The sequence below is a fragment of the Streptomyces sp. CB02009 genome (assembly GCF_001905825.1).
In the GTDB taxonomy this organism is placed as follows: Bacteria; Actinomycetota; Actinomycetes; order Streptomycetales; family Streptomycetaceae; genus Streptomyces.
The window spans coordinates 516,216-536,492 of record NZ_LIVV01000006.1; the positions used below are offsets into that span (position 1 = coordinate 516,216).

A 20,277-nucleotide genomic window follows, 5' to 3' on the forward strand; every position below is an offset into this window, starting at 1 on the left:
CCGCGCGGTACGGTCGGTCCATGACCATCCGCGCGGTGCTGTGGGACGTCGACGACACGATCTTCGACTACGCCCGCGCCGACCACGTCGGCATGAGCGCGCACCTGACGGCCGAGGGCCTGGTGGACGGATACGCATCCGTCGACCAGGCCCTCGGTCGTTGGCGGGAGCTGACCGTGCTCCACTGGCGCCGTTTCGAGGCCGGCGGGGTCGACTTCCAGGAGCAGCGCAGGGAGCGCGTGCGGGACTTCCTGGAGCGGCCGGCCCTGACCGCCGCGGAGGCGGACGGCTGGTTCGAGCGGTACGTCTCCCACTACGAGGCGGCCTGGGAACTCTTCCCCGACGCCCTCCCCGTCCTGGACCTGCTGGCCGATGACTATCGTCACGGGATTCTGTCCAACTCCAGCCTCCACAACCAGGACCGGAAGCTGCGGGTCCTCGGCGTGCGGGACCGCTTCGAGGCCGTCCTGTGCGCGGCGGAGCTCGGGGTGGCCAAGCCGGCCCCGGAGGCCTTCCACGCCGCCTGCACCGCCCTTGACCTGCGCCCGAGCGAGGTGGCGTACGTGGGGGACCAGCCGGACATCGACGCCAGGGGTGCCGTGGAGGCGGGGCTGCGGGGCATCTGGCTGGACCGGGCGGACACCGGCGGACGCCCCGAACTGAAGCGGATCACGAGCCTCCGTGAGCTTCCGGCCCTGCTGGGAGGCCATACCCGTTTTGGAGCACCGTCCACCTTCGGGTAATGTTCTTCCTGCGCCGAGGGGAACAAGCCGAAAGGCAAGAACCCGGAAAGCGCAAGCCGAGCAAGATCCTCCCTGGTGGGGACATTGCCCCGGTGGCCTATGGTGTAATTGGCAGCACGACGGTTTCTGGTTCCGTTAGTCTTGGTTCGAGTCCAGGTAGGCCAGCTCGCAGAGCTTTATCTGCAACCTGTGGATGGCATCCACAAAGCCCCCGTTGTGTAGCGGCCTAGCACGCCGCCCTCTCAAGGCGGTAGCGCCGGTTCGAATCCGGTCGGGGGTACTGATCCATCCTGTAGGTCACTTGGGTAGCTCCCGGTGGATCTACGGTGACATCACCCGGTTCCGACCGGGTGGGATCGCTAGGGCCCCCGTTGTGTAGCGGCCTAGCACGCCGCCCTCTCAAGGCGGTAGCGCCGGTTCGAATCCGGTCGGGGGTACGGTGTAACCACCATGGCCTATGGTGTAATTGGCAACACTACGGTTTCTGGTACCGTCATTCTTGGTTCGAGTCCAGGTAGGCCAGCTCGCAGAGCTCATCTGCACCCGCGGATCTGATCCGCAAAGGCCCCCGTTGTGTAGCGGCCTAGCACGCCGCCCTCTCAAGGCGGTAGCGCCGGTTCGAATCCGGTCGGGGGTACAGAACGAAGAAGCCCTTCCCTTCGGGGGAGGGCTTCTTCGCTGTTGGGCGTCATGCGTACGGACAACTCCGGCCCACCGCTGCGGCGTTGAAGCGGTGGGCCGGTACGAACAGAAGACGGGCCGGCGGGTCAGCCGGTGCGGCGGAGCGCCTCGGAGAGACGGGCCGCGGCGTCGATGACCGCCTGGGCGTGCATACGGCCCGGGTGGCGCGTCAGGCGCTCGATCGGACCGGACACCGACACGGCGGCCACCACGCGGTTCGACGGCCCGCGCACGGGCGCGGAGACGGACGCGACGCCCGGCTCCCGCTCGCCGATCGACTGGGCCCAGCCGCGGCGCCGTACGCCCGACAGGGCCGTCGCCGTGAAGCGGGCGCCCTGGAGGCCGCGGTGGAGCCGCTCGGGCTCCTCCCAGGCCATCAGGATCTGCGCCGAGGAGCCCGCCTTCATCGTCAGCGTCGAGCCGACCGGGACGGTGTCCCGCAGGCCCGAGAGCCGCTCGGCGGCCGCCACGCAGATGCGCATGTCGCCCTGCCGGCGGTAGAGCTGGGCGCTCTCGCCGGTGACGTCGCGCAGATGCGTCAGAACCGGGCCCGCGGTCGCGAGCAGGCGGTCCTCGCCGGCCGCGGCGGCGAGCTCCGCCAGGCGCGGTCCGAGGATGAACCGGCCCTGCATGTCACGCGCCACCATCCGGTGGTGTTCCAGTGCCACGGCCAGTCGGTGTGCCGTGGGTCGTGCGAGTCCCGTCGCCGCGACCAGTCCTGCGAGGGTGGCCGGACCGGACTCCAGGGCGCTCAGGACAAGGGCTGCCTTGTCGAGAACGCCTACGCCGCTAGAGTTGTCCATGCAACGATATTCGCGTCTCACTCTGTGAAACGCAAGTTCAATTTCCTGCGGAACTTGTCACTCTGGTGAGGCGGCCGCACAACGGCCCGCGAAACGGGTCTCTAGTTGTGCCGGCGTAGACGTCGGCCGGAGGGAAAGCGATGGGTAGGACACTCGCGGAGAAGGTCTGGGACGACCACGTCGTCCGGCGCGCCGAGGGCGAGCCCGACCTCCTCTTCATCGATCTGCACCTGCTGCACGAGGTGACCAGCCCCCAGGCCTTCGACGGCCTGCGCCAGAACGGCCGGCAGGTGCGGCGCCTCGACCTCACCATCGCCACCGAGGACCACAACACCCCGACCCTCGACATCGACAAGCCGATCGCCGACCCGGTCTCCCGCGCGCAGCTGGAGACCCTCCGCAAGAACTGTGCCGAGTTCGGCGTCCGCCTGCATCCGCTGGGCGACGTCGAGCAGGGCGTCGTCCACGTGGTGGGACCGCAGCTGGGCCTGACCCAGCCGGGCACCACCGTGGTCTGCGGCGACTCGCACACCTCCACGCACGGCGCCTTCGGCGCGCTGGCGTTCGGCATCGGCACCAGCCAGGTCGAGCACGTGCTCGCCACTCAGACGCTGCCGCTGGCCCGCCCCCGCACCATGGCCATCACGGTCGACGGCGAGCTGCCCGAGGACGTCACCGCCAAGGACCTGATCCTGGCGATCATCGCCAAGATCGGCACCGGCGGCGGCCAGGGCTACATCCTGGAGTACCGCGGCTCCGCCATCGAGAAGCTCTCGATGGAGGCCCGGATGACCATCTGCAACATGTCGATCGAGGCCGGCGCCCGCGCGGGCATGATCGCCCCCGACGAGACGACCTTCGCCTACCTGAAGGGCCGCGCCCACGCCCCCGAGGGCGAGGACTGGGACGCCGCCGTCGCGTACTGGGAGACCCTGCGGTCCGACGAGGACGCGGTCTTCGACGCCGAGGTCGTCATCGACGCCGCCTCGCTGGCGCCGTTCGTCACCTGGGGCACCAACCCGGGCCAGGGCGCGCCGCTTTCGGCGAACGTCCCCGACCCGACTTCGTACGAAGACGCTTCGGAGCGCCTGGCCGCCGAAAAGGCCCTGGAGTACATGGGGTTGACCGCCGGGCAGGCGCTGCGCGACATCAAGGTCGACACCGTCTTCGTAGGCTCCTGCACCAACGGCCGCATCGAGGACCTGCGCAACGCCGCCGCCCTCCTGGAGGGACGCAAGGTCGCCGACGGCGTCCGCATGCTGGTCGTTCCCGGCTCGGTGCGCGTCGCCCTGCAGGCCGTCGAGGAGGGCCTGGACAAGGTCTTCAAGGAGTCCGGCGCCGAATGGCGGCACGCGGGCTGCTCGATGTGCCTGGGCATGAACCCCGACCAACTGGCTCCCGGTGAGCGCTCCGCGTCCACCTCGAACCGCAACTTCGAGGGCCGGCAGGGCAAGGGCGGCCGGACCCACCTGGTCTCGCCCCAGGTCGCCGCCGCCACCGCCGTCCTGGGCCATCTGGCCTCCCCGGCCGATCTGTCCGACGTCGCCACCACCGCGGGGGTCTGAGGAACCATGGAAGCTTTCACCACGCACACCGGCCGGGCCGTCCCGCTGCGCCGCAGCAACGTCGACACCGACCAGATCATCCCCGCGCACTGGCTGAAGAAGGTCACCCGCGACGGCTTCGAGGACGGCCTCTTCGAGGCCTGGCGCAAGGACGAGCAGTTCGTCCTCAACCGCCCGGAGCGGCAGGGCGCCTCGGTCCTGGTCGCCGGCCCCGACTTCGGTACCGGCTCCTCCCGCGAGCACGCCGTCTGGGCGCTCCAGAACTACGGCTTCCAGGCCGTGATCTCCGCCCGCTTCGCCGACATCTTCCGCGGCAACTCGCTGAAGAACGGCCTGCTCACCGTGGTCCTGCCGCAGGAGACGGTCGACGCGCTGTGGGAGCTGACCGAGGCCGACCCGACCGCCGAGGTCACCGTCGACCTGGAGCGGCGGAAGGTCCTGGCAGCCGGGATCGACGCCGACTTCGAGCTCGACGAGAACGCCCGCTGGCGGCTCCTGAACGGTCTCGACGACATCAGCCTCACCCTTCAGAACGAAGCCGACATCGCGGCATATGAGGCGTCACGACCGGCCTTCAAGCCCCGTACAATGAGCGTCTGAGCAGCGCTTTTCCAAGACTGCGCCCCCCACCGTCCGGTGGGGGGCGCAGTCGCTTGTTGAGACCCTGTCGGGCGACAACTCGCCCTAGATGGCACAATCGGTGCATGGAACGCGACAGCCAACTCGAGCTCTACGAGTCAGTCGCCGCCCGATTGAAGGAAGCGCACACAAGAGTGCGCTCACTGCAAGTCCCGGAGGGCGTAAGGATGGCGCTGTCCCGGAAGCTGCTGGTCGTGACGGCCGCGGCGAAGCACGATCTCAAGGACGCGGCTACGCGTCTGGACCGGTTGATGAAGGACCTCGACGAGGGCCGATTCCCAGAGGACGACTGACACCAAGAACTCCGCAGCGGATCTTCCGCGTTGCGGCACTAGGGTGATTAGCCCGTTTCGTGTTTGATTTGCGGTATATACATGCCTAACGTGCGAAAAAGCTTGAACACTTTCGTTCTGGCAATGTCTCCGAAGGGGAAGACGTGAACAAGGCGCAGCTCGTAGAAGCGATTGCCGACAAGATGGGCGGTCGCCAGCAGGCCGCCGAAGCCGTCGACCACGTGCTCGACGCCATCGTGCGTGCCGTGGTCGGGGGCGACCGGGTCTCGGTGACGGGTTTCGGCTCGTTCGAGAAGGTCGACCGTCCGGCCCGCTACGCCCGCAACCCGCAGACGGGTGAGCGGGTGCGGGTCAAGAAGACCTCGGTCCCGCGCTTCCGTGCAGGTCAGGGCTTCAAGGACCTGGTCAGCGGCTCCAAGAAGCTCCCCAAGGGCGGCGAGGTCTCCGTCAAGAAGGCCCCCAAGGGCAGCCTGAGCGGTGGCGCCTCCGCCACCGTCAAGAAGGCCGCCGCCAAGCGGGCGACCACCGCCAAGAAGGCCGCCGCGAAGAAGGCGACCCCGGCGAAGAAGGTCACCGCGGCCGCCGCGAAGAAGGCGACCCCCGCGAAGAAGACCACCACGGCCGCCAAGAAGGCGACCCCGGCCAAGAAGGCCACCACGGCCGCGGCGAAGAAGACCTCCGCCGCCGCCAAGAAGACCACCACGGCCGCCGCGAAGAAGGCGACCAAGGCCACGGCCAAGAAGACCGCGCCGGCCGCGAAGAAGGCCACGGCGACGAAGGCGCCCGCCAAGAAGACGACGGCGCGCAAGACGACCGCCAAGAAGACCGCCGCCAAGAAGTAGGACGAGCGGTAGACACCCGCCGGGCCGGGCTCCCCCCAGGGAGCCCGGCCCGCGGCGCGTCCGGGGCCCCGCCGACGGGGACCGGGCGCGTCAGAACGTCTGGAGCGTCACCAGGGTGATCCGCAGGCCGGCCCCCGACGTGCCCGGCTCCGCCTCGATCCGGACCCGCTGCCCCGGCCGCAGCAGCCGCAGCCCGCCCGCCTCGAAGGCCTCCGCCCCGAACTCCACGGGGGTGCCGTCGTCGAGCAGCACACTGCCGCTGCGGGTCTCGGGGTCGTACGTGAACGCGGTCGCCTGCATGGACCGCAGCCTATCCGGCCGCCGGCAGCCACCGGGCGGCCGTCCGCGGGCCGAGCCCCAGCGCCCCGGCCGCCGCCAGGTCCTCGCCCGTGTCCACGTCCCGGCGTACCGAATCGACCCCCGCGAGCAGGATTTCCACCGCGCCCGAAGACAAATGCCGAAGCCGCGACGCACCTCCGAATGCCGGTTCCAATTCCACCCCCGGACCCGCCGAGAGGAATGTCGTACCTATTTCGGCGGCATCCGCGAGAAAAGCCCGCGGAAATCTTCCGGCCACGTCCAGGACCCGGGTCAGCTCCTCGGACCTCAGCGCCGGCAGGTCCGCGTTGAGCGCCGCCACCCGCGCGGACGGCCGCCGGGCCCGCACGGCGCGGACCCCGTGCGCGAGCGCCGCGTTGAGCCCCGCCGCCGGGGTGTCCGGGACGATCCGCGCGCCCAGGGCGGCGAGCGCCCCGCCGGCCGCCGGATCGTCCGTGACGACCACCACATCCCGTACCCGCGGGCAGTTCAGCACCGCCCCCACGGTGTCCTCGGCGAACGCCAGCGCCAGCCGCGGGCGCAGCCGGGACCCGGCCGCCGCGGCCAGTCTGCTCTTCGCCAGGGCAAGGGGCTTCAGGGGTACGACCAGGGACCAGCCGTCGTCCGCATGCGTGTTCATCGCGGCCCATTCTGTCCCGCCCACGGGGTCCCCAGGAGGGCCCGGGGCGTACGGTGTCACTCGACAGAGCAGGAGCATGGGGCGACACTTGACCCCCTGCCAGCCAGTCCCGGAGAAAGGTGTACGAGTGCCCCGCCGCAGAATCGGCTTCTGGTACCGCCTCGCGGCGGTCATCGCCAAACCCCCCCTGGTGGTTCTGTTCAAGCGGGACTGGCGCGGTATGGAGCACATTCCGGCCGACGGCGGTTTCATCACCGCGGTCAACCACAACTCCTACCTGGACCCGCTGTCCTACGCGCACTACCAGTACAACACCGGCCGCGTCCCGCGCCTCCTCGCCAAGGCGGGCCTCTTCAAGACCCCCTTCGTCGGGATGATGCTGCGCGGCACCGGACAGATCCCGGTCTACCGGGAGACGACCAACGCGCTCGACGCGTTCCGCGCCGCCGTCGACGCCATCGAGCGCGGCGAATGCGTCGCCTTCTACCCCGAGGGCACCCTCACCCGGGACCCCGACATGTGGCCCATGGCGGGCAAGACCGGGGCCGCGCGCGTCGCGCTGCTCACCCGGGCCCCCGTCATCCCGGTGGCCCAGTGGGGCGCCAACCTGGCGATGCCGCCGTACGCCAAGGAGAACAAGCTCAGCCTGTTCCCGCGCAAGACGCTGACCGTGCAGGCCGGTCCGCCCGTCGACCTCTCCCGCTTCTACGGACTCGAGCCCACGCCCGAGGTGCTCCGCGAGGCGACCGAGGTCATCATGGCCGCCATCACCGCGCTCCTGGAGCAGATCCGCGGCGAGCGGGCGCCCGCCGAACCGTACGACCACCGCAAGGCGCGCCTGGAGCAGCGGCGCAGGGCCGCCGAAGGGGGCACCAAGTGACCAAGGCAGCCGTCTTCGGAAACGGATCCTGGGGTACCGCGTTCGCGATGGTGCTCGCCGACGCGGGCTGCGAGGTGAGCCTCTGGGGCCGCCGCGCCGAACTCGCCAAGGAGATCAACGCCTCCCGGGTCAACCCGGACTACCTGCCGGGCGTCGAACTCCCCGCCGCGATCACGGCCACCGCCGACCCGGCGGAGGCGGCCCACGACGCCGACTTCACCGTCCTCGTCGTCCCCTCCCAGACCCTCCGCGGCAACCTCGCCGCCTGGGCGCCGATGCTGGCGCCCGACACCGTCCTCGTCTCCCTCATGAAGGGCGTCGAACTCGGCACCGCCAAGCGGATGAGCGAGGTCGTCACCGAGGTCGCCGACGTGCCCGCCGAGCGCGTCGCCGTCCTCACCGGCCCCAACCTGGCCAAGGAGATCGCCGCCCGGCAGCCCGCCGCCGCCGTCGTCGCCTGCGTCGACGAGACGGTCGCCCAGCGCCTCCAGACCGCCTGCATGACCCCGTACTTCCGCCCGTACACCAACACCGACGTGGTGGGCTGCGAGCTCGGCGGGGCCGTGAAGAACGTCATCGGCCTCGCCGTCGGCATCGCCAACGGCATGGGCCTCGGCGACAACTCCAAGGCCACGCTCATCACCCGCGGCCTCGCCGAGACCACCCGCCTCGGCCTCGCCATGGGCGCGGACCCGCTCACCTTCTCCGGCCTCGCGGGCCTCGGCGACCTCGTCGCCACCTGCTCCTCGCCGCTCTCCCGGAACAACACCTTCGGCACCAACCTCGGCCGCGGGATGACCCTCCAGGAGACCATCGCGGCCACCAAGCAGACCGCCGAGGGCGTCAAGTCCTGCGAGTCGGTCCTCGATCTGGGCCGCCGCCACGGCGTCGACATGCCCATCACCGAGACGGTCGTGTCGATCGTCCACGACGGCAAGCCGCCGGTCGTCGCCCTCAAGGAACTGATGTCGCGCAGCGCGAAGGCCGAGCGCCGCTAGCCACCGGGCGGTGCCGTCCCCGGTCCCCGCGCGCCGCCGCGCCAGGCCGGACGCGCGAGGGGGGCCGGGGTCGCAAGGTCGTTCGGGGCGCGCAGGGTACGCTCATCGCGATATGAGCGAGAACACCCAGAGCCCCCGCAAGCCGCGCGTGGCCGTCGTCTTCGGCGGACGCAGCTCCGAGCACGCCATCTCCGTCGTCACGGCGGGCGCCGTCCTGAGCGCCATCGACCGGGACAAGTACGACGTGCTGCCCATCGGCATCACGACGGACGGGCGCTGGGCGCTCACCGCCGACGCCCCCGAGCGCATGGCGATCGCCGACCGCGCCCTGCCGAACGTCGCCGACCTGGCCGAGTCCTCCGAGGGCGGCGTCGTCCTCTCCGTCGACCCCGCCAACCGCGAGGTCGTCCTCACCGAGCCCGGCGCCGTGCCGAGGGCCCTCGGCGAGGTCGACGTGGTCTTCCCGATGCTCCACGGCCCGTACGGCGAGGACGGCACCCTCCAGGGCCTCCTGGAGCTCTCCGGCGTCCCCTACGTCGGCGCGGGCGTCCTCGCCTCCGCCGTCGGCCAGGACAAGGAGTACATGAAGCGGGTCTTCGTCTCCTTCGGCCTCCCGGTCGGCCCGTACGAGGTCATCCGGCCGCGCGAGTGGGACCAGAACCCCGCCGCCGCCCGCAAGAAGATCGTCGAGTTCGCCGCCGAGCACGGCTGGCCGCTCTTCGTGAAGCCGGCCCGCGGCGGCTCCTCCATGGGCATCACCAAGGTCGACGACCTCTCCGGCCTGGACGAGGCCGTCGAGGAGGCCCGCCGCCACGACCCCAAGATCCTCGTCGAGTCGCTGCTGCGCGGCCGCGAGATCGAGTGCGGCGTCCTGGAGTTCGAGGACGGGCCGCGCGCGAGCGTGCCGGCCGAGATCCCGCCGGTCACGGACCACGACTTCTACGACTTCGAGGCCAAGTACATCGACTCGGCCTCCGGCATCGTGCCCGCCCCCATCGGGGACGAGGCCACCGCCGAGATCCAGCGCCTCGCCGTCGCCGCCTACGAGGCGGTCTCCTGTGAGGGCCTGGTCCGCGCCGACTTCTTCCTCACCGAGGACGGCGAGTTCGTCATCAACGAGATCAACACCATGCCGGGCTTCACGCCGATCTCCATGTACCCGCGCATGTGGCAGGAGAGCGGCGTGAGCTACTCCGAGCTCGTCGACCGGCTCATCCAGGCCGCGCTGACCCGCTCCACGGGCCTGCGCTGACCCCCGGGGCCCGTCCCCGCACCCCGGAAGACCGTGCCGCCGCCCTCAGAGGCTGGACGGCACGGTCTTCCGTACGGGATCGGCGAGATCCGCGAGCGGCGTCATGTCGTGCGTGTACTGCTCGCCGAGCGTGACCTCGACGTACGTCTTCCGGTACGTCGTGGTGAAACGGGGCCCGCCGCCCTCGGGGCGCTCCAGCATCCAGCCGACGCCGTTCGCCTCGACGCCCTGCGCCTTGGGATCGCTCATCTTTTCGGGCCTGGGCACCCCGCAGCGCAGTACGATCGCACCGTCACCCCAGCCGGCGGTCAACTCGGAGCCGGGCTCCGGGTCACTCCGTTCCAGCCCCGCCACGGCGCCGGGAAGCTCCTTCGCCAGGTCCTGGCAGAGGGCGGCCTCCGCCGCCGGGGGGCTGGGAACCTCGACGGACGCCCCGGCGCCCGACGAGGAACAGCCGGCGGCGGCCAGCAGCAGTACGGCTGCCGTGACGGCGGCGGGCAGGCCGAAGGGCCGGTGGGAAGACTTCACCGGCCAAGCGTAGACGGGGGCTACAGATGAACGACCGGGCAGGTGAGGGTGCGCGTGATGCCGTCCACTTGCTGGACCTTCGCGACCACCATGCGGCCGAGCTCGTCGACCGTGTCCGCCTGCGCGCGCACGATGACGTCGTACGGACCGGTGACGTCTTCGGCCTGGAGCACCCCCGGGATCTTGGAGATGGTGTCGGCGACGGTCGACGCCTTGCCCACCTCGGTCTGGATGAGGATGTACGCCTGAACCACGGAACCTCCAGGGCGACCACGAGGATCTTGTGGGAGAAAGGGACGCCACGGTACCGCGTCGCCGCGGGCCGCGGGGAGACCCGCGCCTCCCGAGGCGCTCGCGGGGTGGCGTACGCAGGACAGAAGTTGACGGTCTACTTGACGGTACCCAGCACGGTGACGGCCCGCGACCCGCGGCGCGCGCAGACGCGCCTCCGCCCGCCGGCCGGCACGAAGACACGAGGTGAGGCGCGGTGAAGGGCACAGTCGGAGAGCTGGGCGAGTTCGGGCTCATCAAGGAGCTCACGTCCCGGCTCACCTCCACCCCGGCGGTACGGATCGGGCCCGGCGACGACGCCGCGGTCGTCTCCGCGCCCGACCGGCGCGTGGTGGCCAGCACGGACATCCTTCTCGAAGGACGGCACTTCCGCCGCGACTGGTCGACGGCGTACGACGTCGGCCGCAAGGCCGCCGCGCAGAACCTCGCCGACATCGCGGCCATGGGCGCGGTCCCCACGGCCCTCCTCCTCGGCCTGGTCGTCCCCGCCGAACTCCCCGTCACCTGGCCCACCGAACTCATGGACGGCCTGCGCGACGAATGTCAGGTCGCGGGCGCCGCGGTCGTCGGCGGCGACGTCGTCCGGGGCGACACGATCATGGTCTCCATCACCGCGCTCGGCGATCTGCGCAACCACGACCCGGTCACCCGGGGCGGCGCCAAGACCGGCGACGTCGTCGCCTACACGGGCTGGCTCGGCTGGTCCGCCGCCGGCTACGCGGTGCTCTCCCGCGGCTTCCGCTCGCCCCGCGCCTTCGTCGAGGCCCACCGCAGGCCCGAACCGCCGTACCACGCGGGTCCCGCGGCCGCCGGGCTCGGCGCCACCGCCATGTGCGACGTCAGCGACGGCCTCATCGCCGACCTCGGCCACATCGCCGAGGCCAGCAAGGTCCGCATCGACCTGCGCTCCGGGCTCATCGACATCCCGACCCAGATGAACGACATCGGCCAGGCCGTCGGCGTCGACCCCATGCAGTGGGTGCTCACCGGGGGAGAGGACCACGCGATCGTGGCCACCTTCCCGCCCGACGTGAAGCTGCCCGCCCGCTGGAAGGTCATCGGCGAGGTCCTCAACCCCTCCGCGCTGCCGCAGGTCACCGTGGACGGCGCGCCCTGGCACAGCGTGGGCGGCTGGGACCACTTCGGGGAGACCGAGTGAGCTCCGCCCCGCCGCTGGTGCTGACCGTCGCCGGATCCGACTCCGGCGGCGGCGCCGGCATCCAGGCCGACCTGAAGGCGATGCTCGCGCTGGGCGTCCACGGCATGAGCGTGCTCACCGCCGTCACCGCCCAGAACTCGCGGGGCGTCCAGGGCGTCTGGGAGCTTCCCGCGGAGGCCGTGCGCGCCCAGTACCGGTCCGTCGTCGACGACATCGGCGTCCAGGCGGTGAAGACCGGCATGCTGGCCACCGCCCCGCTCGTGGAGACCGTCGCGGAACTCCTCGCGGACACCGGCGCGCCCGTCGTCGTGGACCCGGTCGGGGTCTCCAAGCACGGCGACCCGCTCCTCGCCGCGTCCGCGCTCGACGCCGTCCGCACGAAGCTGCTGCCCCGCGCCACCGTCGCCACGCCCAACCTGGACGAGGTGACGCAGCTCATAGACGTGCACGTGGTGTACGAGAGCGACATGAGGAACGCCGCCGAGGGGATCCTGTCGTACGGGCCGGAGTGGGTCCTGATCAAGGGCGGGCACCTGCCCACCGGTCGGGAGGCCGTCGACCTGCTCACGGACGGCACCGAGGAGCACTGGCTGCGGGCCCCGCGCCTCGACAACCGGCACACCCACGGGACGGGCTGCACGCTCGCCTCGGCGATCGCGTCCGGACTCGCCAAGGGGCTCGCCGTGCCGGAGGCGGTACGGGAGGCCAAGGAGTATGTGACGGGCGCCATCCGCGCCGGGTTCGCCCTCGGCGAGGGCATCGGCCCGGTGGACCACGGGTGGCGCTTCAGGGACTGAGCGGGCCGGGGCCCCGCGGGGGCCCGGCCGCACGCCCGGCGGAACCGTCCCCGGACCTGGCGAAACCGTCCCCGGACCCGGTGGAACCGTCCCCGGGCAAGGCAAAAGGCCGGTTCACCTAGGTGAACCGGCCTTTCAAGGCAACCGCAGGGGCTGCGCTACGACAGAACACGCGTCGCAATTAGCGCGAGACCTTGCCGGCCTTGATGCACGAGGTGCAGACGTTGAGCCGCTTCGGCGTCCGACCGACCACGGCACGCACACGCTGGATGTTCGGGTTCCAGCGACGGGGCGTACGGCGGTGCGAGTGCGAAATGTTGTTGCCGAAGCCCGGCCCCTTGCCGCAGACGTCGCAGTTGGCAGCCACGGGTCACTCCAAAGACTTCAGAATTACAGTGAAATCCGGCGCACCGGAATCAGGATTCTGAAGTGGCTTGCCGGGGGATGGCCCGGCGTGGAACCGGGCAACCGAAGCAGCATACAACGGCTGGCTCGGTGGAACGAAACTACCATGGTCTGGGCGGACCCCGCCCCCGGCCCTGGTCACCGGGGGTCCCCCTGCCCGAGCGAAGCCGGGAGCTTGGGGGACGGACACCCCGGGTCTACCCTGCGGTGAGCTCACCGCCGAAGGAGGACCCCCCGTTGTCGCGAGCCCTTCCCCCCTTCGAGGAGCTCGAGGAGCTCGACGCCGAAGCGGTCAGGTCCTGGTGCGCGCGGTCGCTGGACGCGCTCGGCCGGGAGCGCGAGGAGATCGACGCGATCAACGTCTATCCCGTGGCGGACGGGGACACCGGCACCAACCTGTACCTGACGGCGGAGGCCGCCCACCAGGCCGTCGAGGCCGTCTTCGCCGCCTCCGCACCCACCCCCGACACCGCCGAGACCGTACGGGCCATGGCGCACGGCGCGCTCCTCGGAGCCCGCGGGAACTCCGGCACCATCCTGTCCCAGCTCCTCCGCGGCATGGCGGGCGTCCTCGCCGACGGCTGTGACGGTGATCACCTCGCCCGCGCCCTCGGCGAGGCCGCGAGCGCCGCCCGCCGGGCCGTCGCCCACCCCGTGGAGGGCACCATCCTCACCGTGGCGAGCGCCGCGGCCGGAGCCTGCGCGGCCGGCGGCGGCCTCGTCGACGTGGCCAGGAACGCCCACGACGGGGCCAGGACCGCCCTCGCGGCCACCTCGGGGCAGCTCGACGTCCTCGAACGCGCCGGAGTCGTCGACGCGGGCGGCAGGGGCCTCGTGACGGTTCTCGGCGCACTCCTCGAAACCGTGACCGGACAGGCCCCGCCGCCGGCGGTCGCGCCCCGGGCGACGCCCGCGCCCCCCGAGGACTGCCCGGCCGAGGACGGGCCCGCCTACGAGGTGATCTACCTTCTGGAGGCCGGGGACGAGGCAGTGGAGCTGCTCAGGTCCCGGCTGGACGCCCTGGGGGAGTCCCTCGTCGTCGTCGGCGGGGACGGGCTGTGGAACGTCCACGTGCACGTCGACGACGCGGGCGCCGCCGTCGAGGCCGGTGTCGAGGCCGGACGGCCGCACCGCATCCGGATCACCCACTTCGCCGCCGCCTCTGCCGCCGCCTCCGCGCGCGGCGAGCGCGCCCAGCGCGCGGTCGTCGCCGTCGTCCCCGGCGAGGGACTCGCCGGGCTCTGCGCCGAGGCGGGCGCCACGACCGTACGGACCCTGCCCGGCGAACAGCCCGCCGGCGACGAACTCCTCGACGCGATCCGCCGGGCCCACGCGCGCGAGGTGGTCCTCCTGCCCAACGACACCGACCTGCGGCAGACCGCGGCGGCCGCCGCCGAGCGCGCCAGGGCCGAGGGCATCCGCGTCGCCCTCATCCCGACCCGGGCCGCCGTCCAGGGCATCGCCGCCCTCGCCGTCCACGAGCCCGACCGGCGCTTCGACGAGGACGTCGTCGCCATGACGGCCGCCGCCGGAGCCACCCGCTACGCCGAACTCGCCGTCGCCGAACGGCAGTCCTTCACCTCGGCGGGCGTCTGCCAGGCCGGCGACATCCTCGGCCTCATCGAGGGCGACGTCGCCGTCATCGGCACCGACCTCGCCGACACGGCCCGCACCGTCCTGGACCGGATGCTCTCGGCCGGCGGCGAACTCGTCACCCTCGTCGTGGCCGACGACGCCCCGCCCGGACTCGCCCCCGACCTGGAGGCCCACGTCCGGCGCGGCTACCTGGCCGTCGACACCACCACGTACCACGCGGGCACGGGCGCTCCACCGCTGCTCATCGGGGTGGAATAGCGGCATTTCCCGGTGGTCGTCCACAGCCTCCGGGACGACTGTCGGTCGCGTGGTGTGCAATGGAACGCGTGCCCGCGCTCGACGAACCACTCAAGAAGTCCCTCGGCCCCGCCACCGCCAAGGTCATGGCCGAGGCGCTCGACCTGCACACGGTCGGCGACCTGCTGCACCACTACCCCCGCCGGTACGCCGAGCGGGGGGAGCTGACGACCCTCGCCGACCTGCCGCTCGACGAGCACGTCACGGTGGTCGCGCAGGTCGCCGACGCCCGGGTGCACACCTTCAACGGCTCCAAGGGGCGCGGTCAGCGCCTCGAAGTGACCATCACCGACGGCAGCGGCCGCCTCCAGCTGGTCTTCTTCGGCAAGGGCGTGCACAAGCCGCACCACGACCTGCTGCCCGGCACCCGCGCGATGTTCGCCGGCAAGGTCTCGCTCTTCAACCGGCGCCTCCAGCTCGCCCACCCGTCGTACGAACTCCTCCGCGGCGACAGCGAGGAGGCCGTCGACGTCTGGGCCGGGGCCCTCATCCCGATCTACCCGGCCACCACCAAGCTGGAGTCCTGGAAGATCGCCAAGGCGGTCGACGCCGTCCTGCCCAGCGCGGTCGACGCCGTCGACCCGCTCCCCGACGCCCTGCGCGAGGGCCGCGGCCTCGCCGAGCTCCCCGACGCCCTCCGGCTCATCCACCGGCCCCGCACCAAGGCCGACATCGCCCTCGCCCGGGAACGCCTCAAGTGGGACGAGGCCTTCGTCCTCCAGGTCGCCCTGGCCCGCCGCCGGCACGCCGACACCCAACTCCCCGCCGTCGCCCGCAGGCCGGTGCCCGAGGGCATCCTCGACGCCTTCGACGCCAAGCTCCCCTTCACGCTCACCGACGGCCAGCGGAAGGTCTCCAAGGAGATCTTCGACGACCTCGCCACCGACCACCCCATGCACCGCCTCCTCCAGGGCGAGGTCGGCAGCGGGAAGACCATGGTCGCCCTGCGCGCCATGCTCGCCGTCGTCGACTCCGGCGGGCAGGCCGCCATGCTCGCCCCCACCGAGGTCCTCGCCCAGCAGCACCACCGCTCCGTCACCGAGATGATGGGCGAGCTCGCCGAGGGAGGGATGCTCGGAGGAGCCGACCGGGCCACCAAGGTCGTGCTGCTCACCGGCTCCATGGGCACCGCGGCCCGCCGCCAGGCCCTCCTCGACCTGGTCACCGGCGAGGCCGGCGTCGTCATCGGCACCCACGCGCTGATCGAGGACAAGGTCCAGTTCCACGACCTGGGCCTGGTCGTCGTCGACGAGCAGCACCGCTTCGGCGTCGAGCAGCGCGACGCACTGCGCGGCAAGGGCAAGCAGCCCCCGCACCTCCTGGTGATGACCGCCACCCCCATCCCGCGCACGGTCGCCATGACCGTCTTCGGCGACCTGGAGACCTCCGTCCTCGACCAGCTGCCCGCCGGACGCTCCCCGATCGCCACCCACGTCGTGCCCGCCGCCGACAAGCCGCACTTCCTCACGCGCGCCTGGGAACGGGTCCGCGAGGAGGTCGGGAAGGGCCACCAGGCCTACGTGGTCTGCCCCCGCATCGGCGACGAGGAGGACCAGAAGAAGAAGGCGAAGGCGTCAGCCGAGGACGAGGCCGAGAAGCGCCCGCCGCTCGCCGTCCTCGACGTCGCGGAGAAGCTCCGCACCGGACCCCTCACCGGACTCCGGATCGCCGTCCTGCACGGCCGCATGCACCCCGACGACAAGGACGACGTCATGCGCCGCTTCGCCGCGGGCGAGCTCGACGTCCTCGTCGCCACCACCGTCATCGAGGTCGGCGTCAACGTCCCCAACGCCACCGCCATGGTGATCATGGACGCCGACCGCTTCGGCGTCTCCCAGCTCCACCAGCTCCGCGGCCGCGTCGGCCGCGGCTCGGCCCCCGGCCTCTGCCTGCTGGTCAGCGAGATGCCCGAGGCGTCCCCCGCCCGCCAGCGCCTCGCCGCCGTCGCCGCCACCCTCGACGGCTTCGAGCTCTCCCGCATCGACCTCGAACAGCGGCGCGAGGGCGACGTCCTCGGCCAGGCCCAGTCCGGCGTCCGCTCCTCCCTGCGGGTGCTCACCGTCATCGACGACGAGGAGGTCATCGCCGCCGCCCGCGAGGAGGCCACCGCCCTCGTCGTCGCCGACCCGGACCTCACCGCCCACCCGGGCCTGCGCACCGCGCTCGACGCCCTCCTCGACAAGGACCGGGAGGAGTACCTGGAGAAGGGCTGACGCGCGGTGCGGGCCGCGGTCATATCCTGAGACGTACGCACTGGACGACGCACGACACAGGACGAGGACACCGATGACCCGCGTGATCGCCGGCACCGCCGGCGGGCGCCGCCTGGCCGTGCCGCCAGGCAACGGCACCCGCCCCACCTCCGACCGGGCGCGCGAAGGCCTCTTCTCCACCTGGGGCGCCTTCCTCGGCACGCTCGACGGGGCCAGGGTCGCCGACCTGTACGCCGGCTCCGGCGCCGTCGGCCTCGAAGCGCTGTCCCGGGGAGCCGCGCACGCCCTCCTCGTCGAGGCCGAACCGCGCGCCGCTCGCACCATCCGCGAGAACATCGCCTCGCTCGGCCTGCCCGGAGCCGAACTCCGCACCGGCAAAGCGGAGCAGATCGTGACGGGACCGGCCCCCTCCGACCCGTACGACCTGGTCTTCCTCGACCCGCCGTACGCCGTCACCGACGAGGATCTTCGCGAGATACTCCTCACACTCCGCTCGGGGGGCTGGCTCGCGGACGACGCTCTCGTCACCGTGGAGCGCAGCACCAGAGGCGGAGAGTTCGGCTGGCCGGCCGGTTTCGAGCCACTGCGGGCCCGTCGTTACGGCGAGGGAACGTTTTGGTACGGTCGCGCCGCCTCTACGTGCGAAGACGCACGATGACCGGACCGGAGAGCGAGGGACCCACGTTGCGCCGCGCCGTCTGTCCGGGGTCATTCGACCCCATCACCAACGGACATCTCGACATCATCGCCCGCGCCTCCAAGCTGTACGACGTCGTACACGTCGCGGTGATGATCAACCAGTCGAAGAAGGGCCTGTTCACGGTCGACGAGCGGATCGAGCTGATCCGCGAGGTCACCGCCGACTTCGGCAACGTCGAGGTGGAGTCCTTCCACGGACTGCTCGTCGACTTCTGCAAGCAGCGCGACATCCCCGCGATCGTCAAGGGACTGCGCGCGGTCAGCGACTTCGACTACGAGCTGCAGATGGCCCAGATGAACAACGGCCTCACGGGCGTGGAGACCCTCTTCGTCCCCACCAACCCGACCTACAGCTTCCTGTCGTCCTCGCTGGTCAAGGAGGTCGCGGCCTGGGGCGGCGACGTCTCCCACCTGGTGCCGCCGACGGTCCTTCCCCGGCTCACCGAGCGCCTGGCGCGGAAGTGACGCGCGGCCACGGCCGCTGACGCTCCGTCACCCGGTGTCGGACGGGCGCCGACTGCCCTTACAGTCGTCCCGTCCGTCTCCATCCAGCTGTAGAGAGTGGCGAGCACCCGGTGGACGTACAGAAGAAGCTCGACGAGATCGTCGCGACCGTGCAGGGCGCCCGCTCCATGCCCATGTCGGCATCGTGCGTGGTCAATCGCGCCGAGCTGCTCGCCCTGCTCGAAGAGGTGCGGGAGGCCCTGCCCGGCTCCCTCGCGCAGGCCCAGGAGCTCATCGGCGGCCGCGAGCACATGGTCGAGCAGGCCCGCCAGGAGGCGGAGCGGATCATCGAGGCCGCCCACGCCGAGCGTGGCTCGATCGTCTCCGACACCCAGGTCGCCCGGCTGTCGCAGGAGGAGGCCGACCGGATCCTCTCCGAGGCGCGCCGCGAGGCGGAAGAGGTCCGCGCGGAGGCCGACGACTACGTCGACTCCAAGCTGGCGAACTTCGAGGTCGTCCTCAACAAGACCATCGGCTCCGTCGACCGGGGCCGCGAGAAGCTCCTCGGCCGGGGCCCCGGCCTCGACCAGAACGGCTACGCCGACGAGGACGCCCCGGAGTACAGCTCGGACCCGCAGACCCTGATCCACCGGGCCGACGAGTACGTCGACGCCAAGCTCGGCGCCTTCGAGGCGGTGCTCAGCAAGACCCTGGAGGCCGTCGGACGCGGTCGGCAGAAGCTGCACGGCCGGATCGCCACCGACGCGCTGGGCGAGCACATGGCGGCCCAGGACGGCCTCGTCGGATCCGTGCACACCAGCGACTCCGACTACCTGGCCGGACTCGCGGAGCTCTCGGACCCGGAACCGGTCCAGATCCCCGCCCAGCAGCAGTCCCAGCCCGAGCCCGACCCGTACGCGGCGTACCAGCAGGTGCAGCAGCCCGACCCGTACGCCGGCTACCAGCAGGTCCAGCAGCAGCCCGATCCTTACGCGTACCAGCAGCCGCAGCACGCCGACCCGTACGGCTACCAGCAGCAGGACCCGTACGCGTACCAGCAGCCCGTCCAGCAGCAGGGCCACCCGCAGGGGCAGCAGCAGGGTCACCAGCAGCAAAGCGCCGCGCTCGACGAGACGAGCTTCTTCGACACGAGCATGATCGACCTGGAGCAGCTGCGCCGCTACGAACAGGGGCAGTAGCGCGGGGCCGGCGGGGCGGTCGGTAAGGCCCCAAGGCCCGGATTGGGCCCTGAGCGAAGCGTCCAGTATCCTGGCTCTTCGGTCGCGCGTATCTCCGCGATCCATGCTGCCCACGTCTGGCAGCCTCCTCGACACCGCACGATTCGAAAGCAGGAAGAACCCTGAGCACGCGCCTCGACCACCGCAACCCCCTCGTGTTCGACACACACGAGCTGGGGCGGCGTCCTGGTGCCCTCCAGCGGATCTCGCGATCGATCGAGGCCCCCAGGGACCTGGGCGTCGAAGGAGTGATCGGCGTGCCCGAGGGCACTCCGGTGGAAATCGATCTCCGTCTTGAGTCGGTCATGGAAGGGGTGCTTGTCACAGGCACCGCCCGTGCATCAGCCGAGGGGGAGTGCGTAAGGTGTCTGGAGCCCGTCGAGCTGGAGCTCGACGTGGACTTCCAGGAGATGTTCTCGTACCCCGACTCCGACGACCGGGGCCGCTCCAAGGCGGCCGCGGACGACGAAGCCGAGGCAGACGAGGACATGATCCCCCTCGAGGACGGCATGTTCGACCTCGAACCCGTGCTGCGTGATGCGGTGGTGCTCGCACTGCCGATGCAGCCGGTGTGCCGGGAGGACTGTGCAGGCCTGTGTTCCGAATGCGGAACCAACCTGAACGAGAACCCGGACCACCACCATGACGCCGTCGACGTTCGTTGGGCGGCACTGCAGGGACTCGCCGGTTCGCTGGGAACCGATGAGAAGGACAACATGAGCGGCAAAGCCTCTGACGGGGACGTCCGAAGCGCCGCCGAGAAGCAGGAGAAGTAGCCGTGGCTGTTCCGAAGCGGAAGATGTCGCGCAGCAACACGCGCCACCGCCGGTCGCAGTGGAAGGCTGCGGTCCCCACCCTGGTTTCGTGTGAGCGTTGCCAGGAGCCGAAGCTGCAGCACATCGCGTGCCCGAGCTGCGGCACCTACAACAAGCGCCAGGTCCTCTCGGTCTGATTGG

At 71.2% G+C, this 20,277-nt stretch carries 23 protein-coding genes and 5 tRNA genes; 22 read left to right on the forward strand and 6 right to left on the reverse strand.

Features of this window, described 5'->3' with window-relative positions; all coding sequences use genetic code 11:
- Positions 1–20 precede the first annotated feature (20 nt).
- From AMK27_RS26055 to AMK27_RS26080, 6 genes are all read left to right on the forward strand, one after another.
- A complete protein-coding gene (locus tag AMK27_RS26055) occupies positions 21–743 on the forward strand; it encodes an HAD family hydrolase (RefSeq protein WP_073912815.1) in 723 nt (240 codons plus the stop codon).
- Between the two features lie 93 nt (positions 744–836).
- A tRNA-Gln gene (locus AMK27_RS26060) sits at positions 837–908 on the forward strand.
- 42 nt (positions 909–950) lie between these two features.
- Positions 951–1,023, forward strand: a tRNA-Glu gene (locus tag AMK27_RS26065).
- A gap of 84 nt (positions 1,024–1,107) precedes the next feature.
- Positions 1,108–1,180: transfer RNA gene (locus AMK27_RS26070), tRNA-Glu, on the forward strand.
- 14 nt (positions 1,181–1,194) lie between these two features.
- A tRNA-Gln gene (locus AMK27_RS26075) sits at positions 1,195–1,266 on the forward strand.
- Between the two features lie 41 nt (positions 1,267–1,307).
- Positions 1,308–1,380: transfer RNA gene (locus AMK27_RS26080), tRNA-Glu, on the forward strand.
- 130 nt (positions 1,381–1,510) lie between these two features.
- Here the strand turns inward: AMK27_RS26080 and ndgR are convergent.
- Positions 1,511–2,227: an IclR family transcriptional regulator NdgR gene (gene ndgR, locus AMK27_RS26085; RefSeq protein ID WP_015036427.1), complete on the reverse strand. Its 717-nt coding sequence runs from the start codon at positions 2,225–2,227 to the stop codon at positions 1,511–1,513.
- Between the two features lie 140 nt (positions 2,228–2,367).
- Between ndgR and leuC the strand changes: the two genes are divergently transcribed.
- From leuC to AMK27_RS26105, 4 genes are all read left to right on the forward strand, one after another.
- Entirely contained in the window at positions 2,368–3,792 is a 1,425-nt protein-coding gene (gene leuC / locus AMK27_RS26090) for a 3-isopropylmalate dehydratase large subunit (protein WP_073912816.1), read from the forward strand.
- A gap of 6 nt (positions 3,793–3,798) precedes the next feature.
- A complete protein-coding gene (gene leuD, locus AMK27_RS26095; protein WP_073912819.1) occupies positions 3,799–4,392 on the forward strand; it encodes a 3-isopropylmalate dehydratase small subunit in 594 nt (197 codons plus the stop codon).
- Between the two features lie 104 nt (positions 4,393–4,496).
- Complete coding sequence (locus tag AMK27_RS26100; RefSeq protein WP_030325570.1) at positions 4,497–4,724, forward strand: hypothetical protein; 228 nt, start codon at positions 4,497–4,499, stop codon at positions 4,722–4,724.
- A 143-nt stretch (positions 4,725–4,867) separates the two neighbouring features.
- Positions 4,868–5,566, forward strand: coding sequence for an HU family DNA-binding protein (locus AMK27_RS26105; protein ID WP_073912823.1), 699 nt, complete (start codon positions 4,868–4,870; stop codon positions 5,564–5,566).
- A gap of 90 nt (positions 5,567–5,656) precedes the next feature.
- On the opposite strand, the gene AMK27_RS43075 is transcribed toward AMK27_RS26105, so the two are convergent.
- Together AMK27_RS43075 and cofC are read right to left on the reverse strand one after the other, a co-directional pair.
- Positions 5,657–5,866, reverse strand: coding sequence for a hypothetical protein (locus AMK27_RS43075; protein WP_030551092.1), 210 nt, complete (start codon positions 5,864–5,866; stop codon positions 5,657–5,659).
- A 10-nt stretch (positions 5,867–5,876) separates the two neighbouring features.
- Positions 5,877–6,524: a 2-phospho-L-lactate guanylyltransferase gene (gene cofC, locus AMK27_RS26115; protein WP_073912826.1), complete on the reverse strand. Its 648-nt coding sequence runs from the start codon at positions 6,522–6,524 to the stop codon at positions 5,877–5,879.
- 127 nt (positions 6,525–6,651) lie between these two features.
- Here cofC and AMK27_RS26120 point away from each other — a divergent pair, with 127 nt between their 5' ends.
- From AMK27_RS26120 to AMK27_RS26130, 3 genes are all read left to right on the forward strand, one after another.
- Complete coding sequence (locus tag AMK27_RS26120) at positions 6,652–7,404, forward strand: lysophospholipid acyltransferase family protein (protein WP_073912829.1); 753 nt, start codon at positions 6,652–6,654, stop codon at positions 7,402–7,404.
- Positions 7,401–8,402 carry an NAD(P)H-dependent glycerol-3-phosphate dehydrogenase gene (locus tag AMK27_RS26125; RefSeq protein WP_073912833.1) on the forward strand — a complete coding sequence of 334 codons (1,002 nt, stop codon included), beginning with the start codon at positions 7,401–7,403 and terminating at the stop codon, positions 8,400–8,402. The genes AMK27_RS26120 and AMK27_RS26125 overlap by 4 nt, the downstream gene beginning before the upstream one ends.
- A 112-nt stretch (positions 8,403–8,514) precedes the next feature.
- Positions 8,515–9,654 (forward strand): D-alanine--D-alanine ligase family protein, encoded by a 1,140-nt coding sequence (locus AMK27_RS26130; protein ID WP_073912835.1) that lies wholly within the window; start codon positions 8,515–8,517, stop codon positions 9,652–9,654.
- A gap of 45 nt (positions 9,655–9,699) precedes the next feature.
- Here the strand turns inward: AMK27_RS26130 and AMK27_RS26135 are convergent, their stop codons facing one another.
- Both AMK27_RS26135 and AMK27_RS26140 read right to left on the reverse strand, forming a co-directional pair.
- Positions 9,700–10,182, reverse strand: coding sequence for a DUF3515 domain-containing protein (locus AMK27_RS26135; protein WP_073912838.1), 483 nt, complete (start codon positions 10,180–10,182; stop codon positions 9,700–9,702).
- Between the two features lie 20 nt (positions 10,183–10,202).
- Positions 10,203–10,436, reverse strand: a complete 234-nt coding sequence (locus AMK27_RS26140; protein ID WP_015036438.1) for an Lrp/AsnC family transcriptional regulator — start codon at positions 10,434–10,436, stop codon at positions 10,203–10,205.
- A gap of 233 nt (positions 10,437–10,669) precedes the next feature.
- Between AMK27_RS26140 and AMK27_RS26145 the strand changes: the two genes are divergently transcribed.
- Together AMK27_RS26145 and thiD are read left to right on the forward strand one after the other, a co-directional pair.
- Entirely contained in the window at positions 10,670–11,632 is a 963-nt protein-coding gene (locus AMK27_RS26145) for a thiamine-phosphate kinase (RefSeq protein WP_073912841.1), read from the forward strand.
- Positions 11,629–12,429 (forward strand): bifunctional hydroxymethylpyrimidine kinase/phosphomethylpyrimidine kinase, encoded by an 801-nt coding sequence (gene thiD, locus AMK27_RS26150; protein ID WP_073912842.1) that lies wholly within the window; start codon positions 11,629–11,631, stop codon positions 12,427–12,429. The genes AMK27_RS26145 and thiD overlap by 4 nt, the downstream gene beginning before the upstream one ends.
- A gap of 181 nt (positions 12,430–12,610) precedes the next feature.
- Here thiD and rpmB read toward each other — a convergent pair whose 3' ends face one another.
- Positions 12,611–12,796 (reverse strand): 50S ribosomal protein L28, encoded by a 186-nt coding sequence (gene rpmB / locus AMK27_RS26155; RefSeq protein WP_015036441.1) that lies wholly within the window; start codon positions 12,794–12,796, stop codon positions 12,611–12,613.
- 275 nt (positions 12,797–13,071) lie between these two features.
- On the opposite strand from rpmB, the gene AMK27_RS26160 reads away from it, so the two are divergent.
- From AMK27_RS26160 to rpmF, 7 genes are all read left to right on the forward strand, one after another.
- Positions 13,072–14,688, forward strand: a complete 1,617-nt coding sequence (locus AMK27_RS26160; RefSeq protein ID WP_073912845.1) for a DAK2 domain-containing protein — start codon at positions 13,072–13,074, stop codon at positions 14,686–14,688.
- 59 nt (positions 14,689–14,747) lie between these two features.
- Positions 14,748–16,940, forward strand: coding sequence for an ATP-dependent DNA helicase RecG (gene recG / locus AMK27_RS26165; protein ID WP_073912848.1), 2,193 nt, complete (start codon positions 14,748–14,750; stop codon positions 16,938–16,940).
- Positions 16,941–17,013: 73 nt separating this feature from the next.
- Positions 17,014–17,598 carry a 16S rRNA (guanine(966)-N(2))-methyltransferase RsmD gene (rsmD, locus tag AMK27_RS26170; RefSeq protein WP_073912851.1) on the forward strand — a complete coding sequence of 195 codons (585 nt, stop codon included), beginning with the start codon at positions 17,014–17,016 and terminating at the stop codon, positions 17,596–17,598.
- Between the two features lie 26 nt (positions 17,599–17,624).
- Positions 17,625–18,104 carry a pantetheine-phosphate adenylyltransferase gene (gene coaD, locus AMK27_RS26175; protein ID WP_181399519.1) on the forward strand — a complete coding sequence of 160 codons (480 nt, stop codon included), beginning with the start codon at positions 17,625–17,627 and terminating at the stop codon, positions 18,102–18,104.
- Between the two features lie 110 nt (positions 18,105–18,214).
- Entirely contained in the window at positions 18,215–19,282 is a 1,068-nt protein-coding gene (locus AMK27_RS26180) for an ATP synthase F0 subunit B (RefSeq protein WP_073912857.1), read from the forward strand.
- Positions 19,283–19,443: 161 nt separating this feature from the next.
- Positions 19,444–20,097, forward strand: a complete 654-nt coding sequence (locus AMK27_RS26185) for a YceD family protein (RefSeq protein WP_073912860.1) — start codon at positions 19,444–19,446, stop codon at positions 20,095–20,097.
- A 2-nt stretch (positions 20,098–20,099) separates the two neighbouring features.
- On the forward strand, positions 20,100–20,273 hold the full coding sequence (gene rpmF / locus AMK27_RS26190; protein WP_015036448.1) for a 50S ribosomal protein L32: 174 nt from the start codon (positions 20,100–20,102) through the stop codon (positions 20,271–20,273).
- Positions 20,274–20,277: the final 4 nt, after the last annotated feature.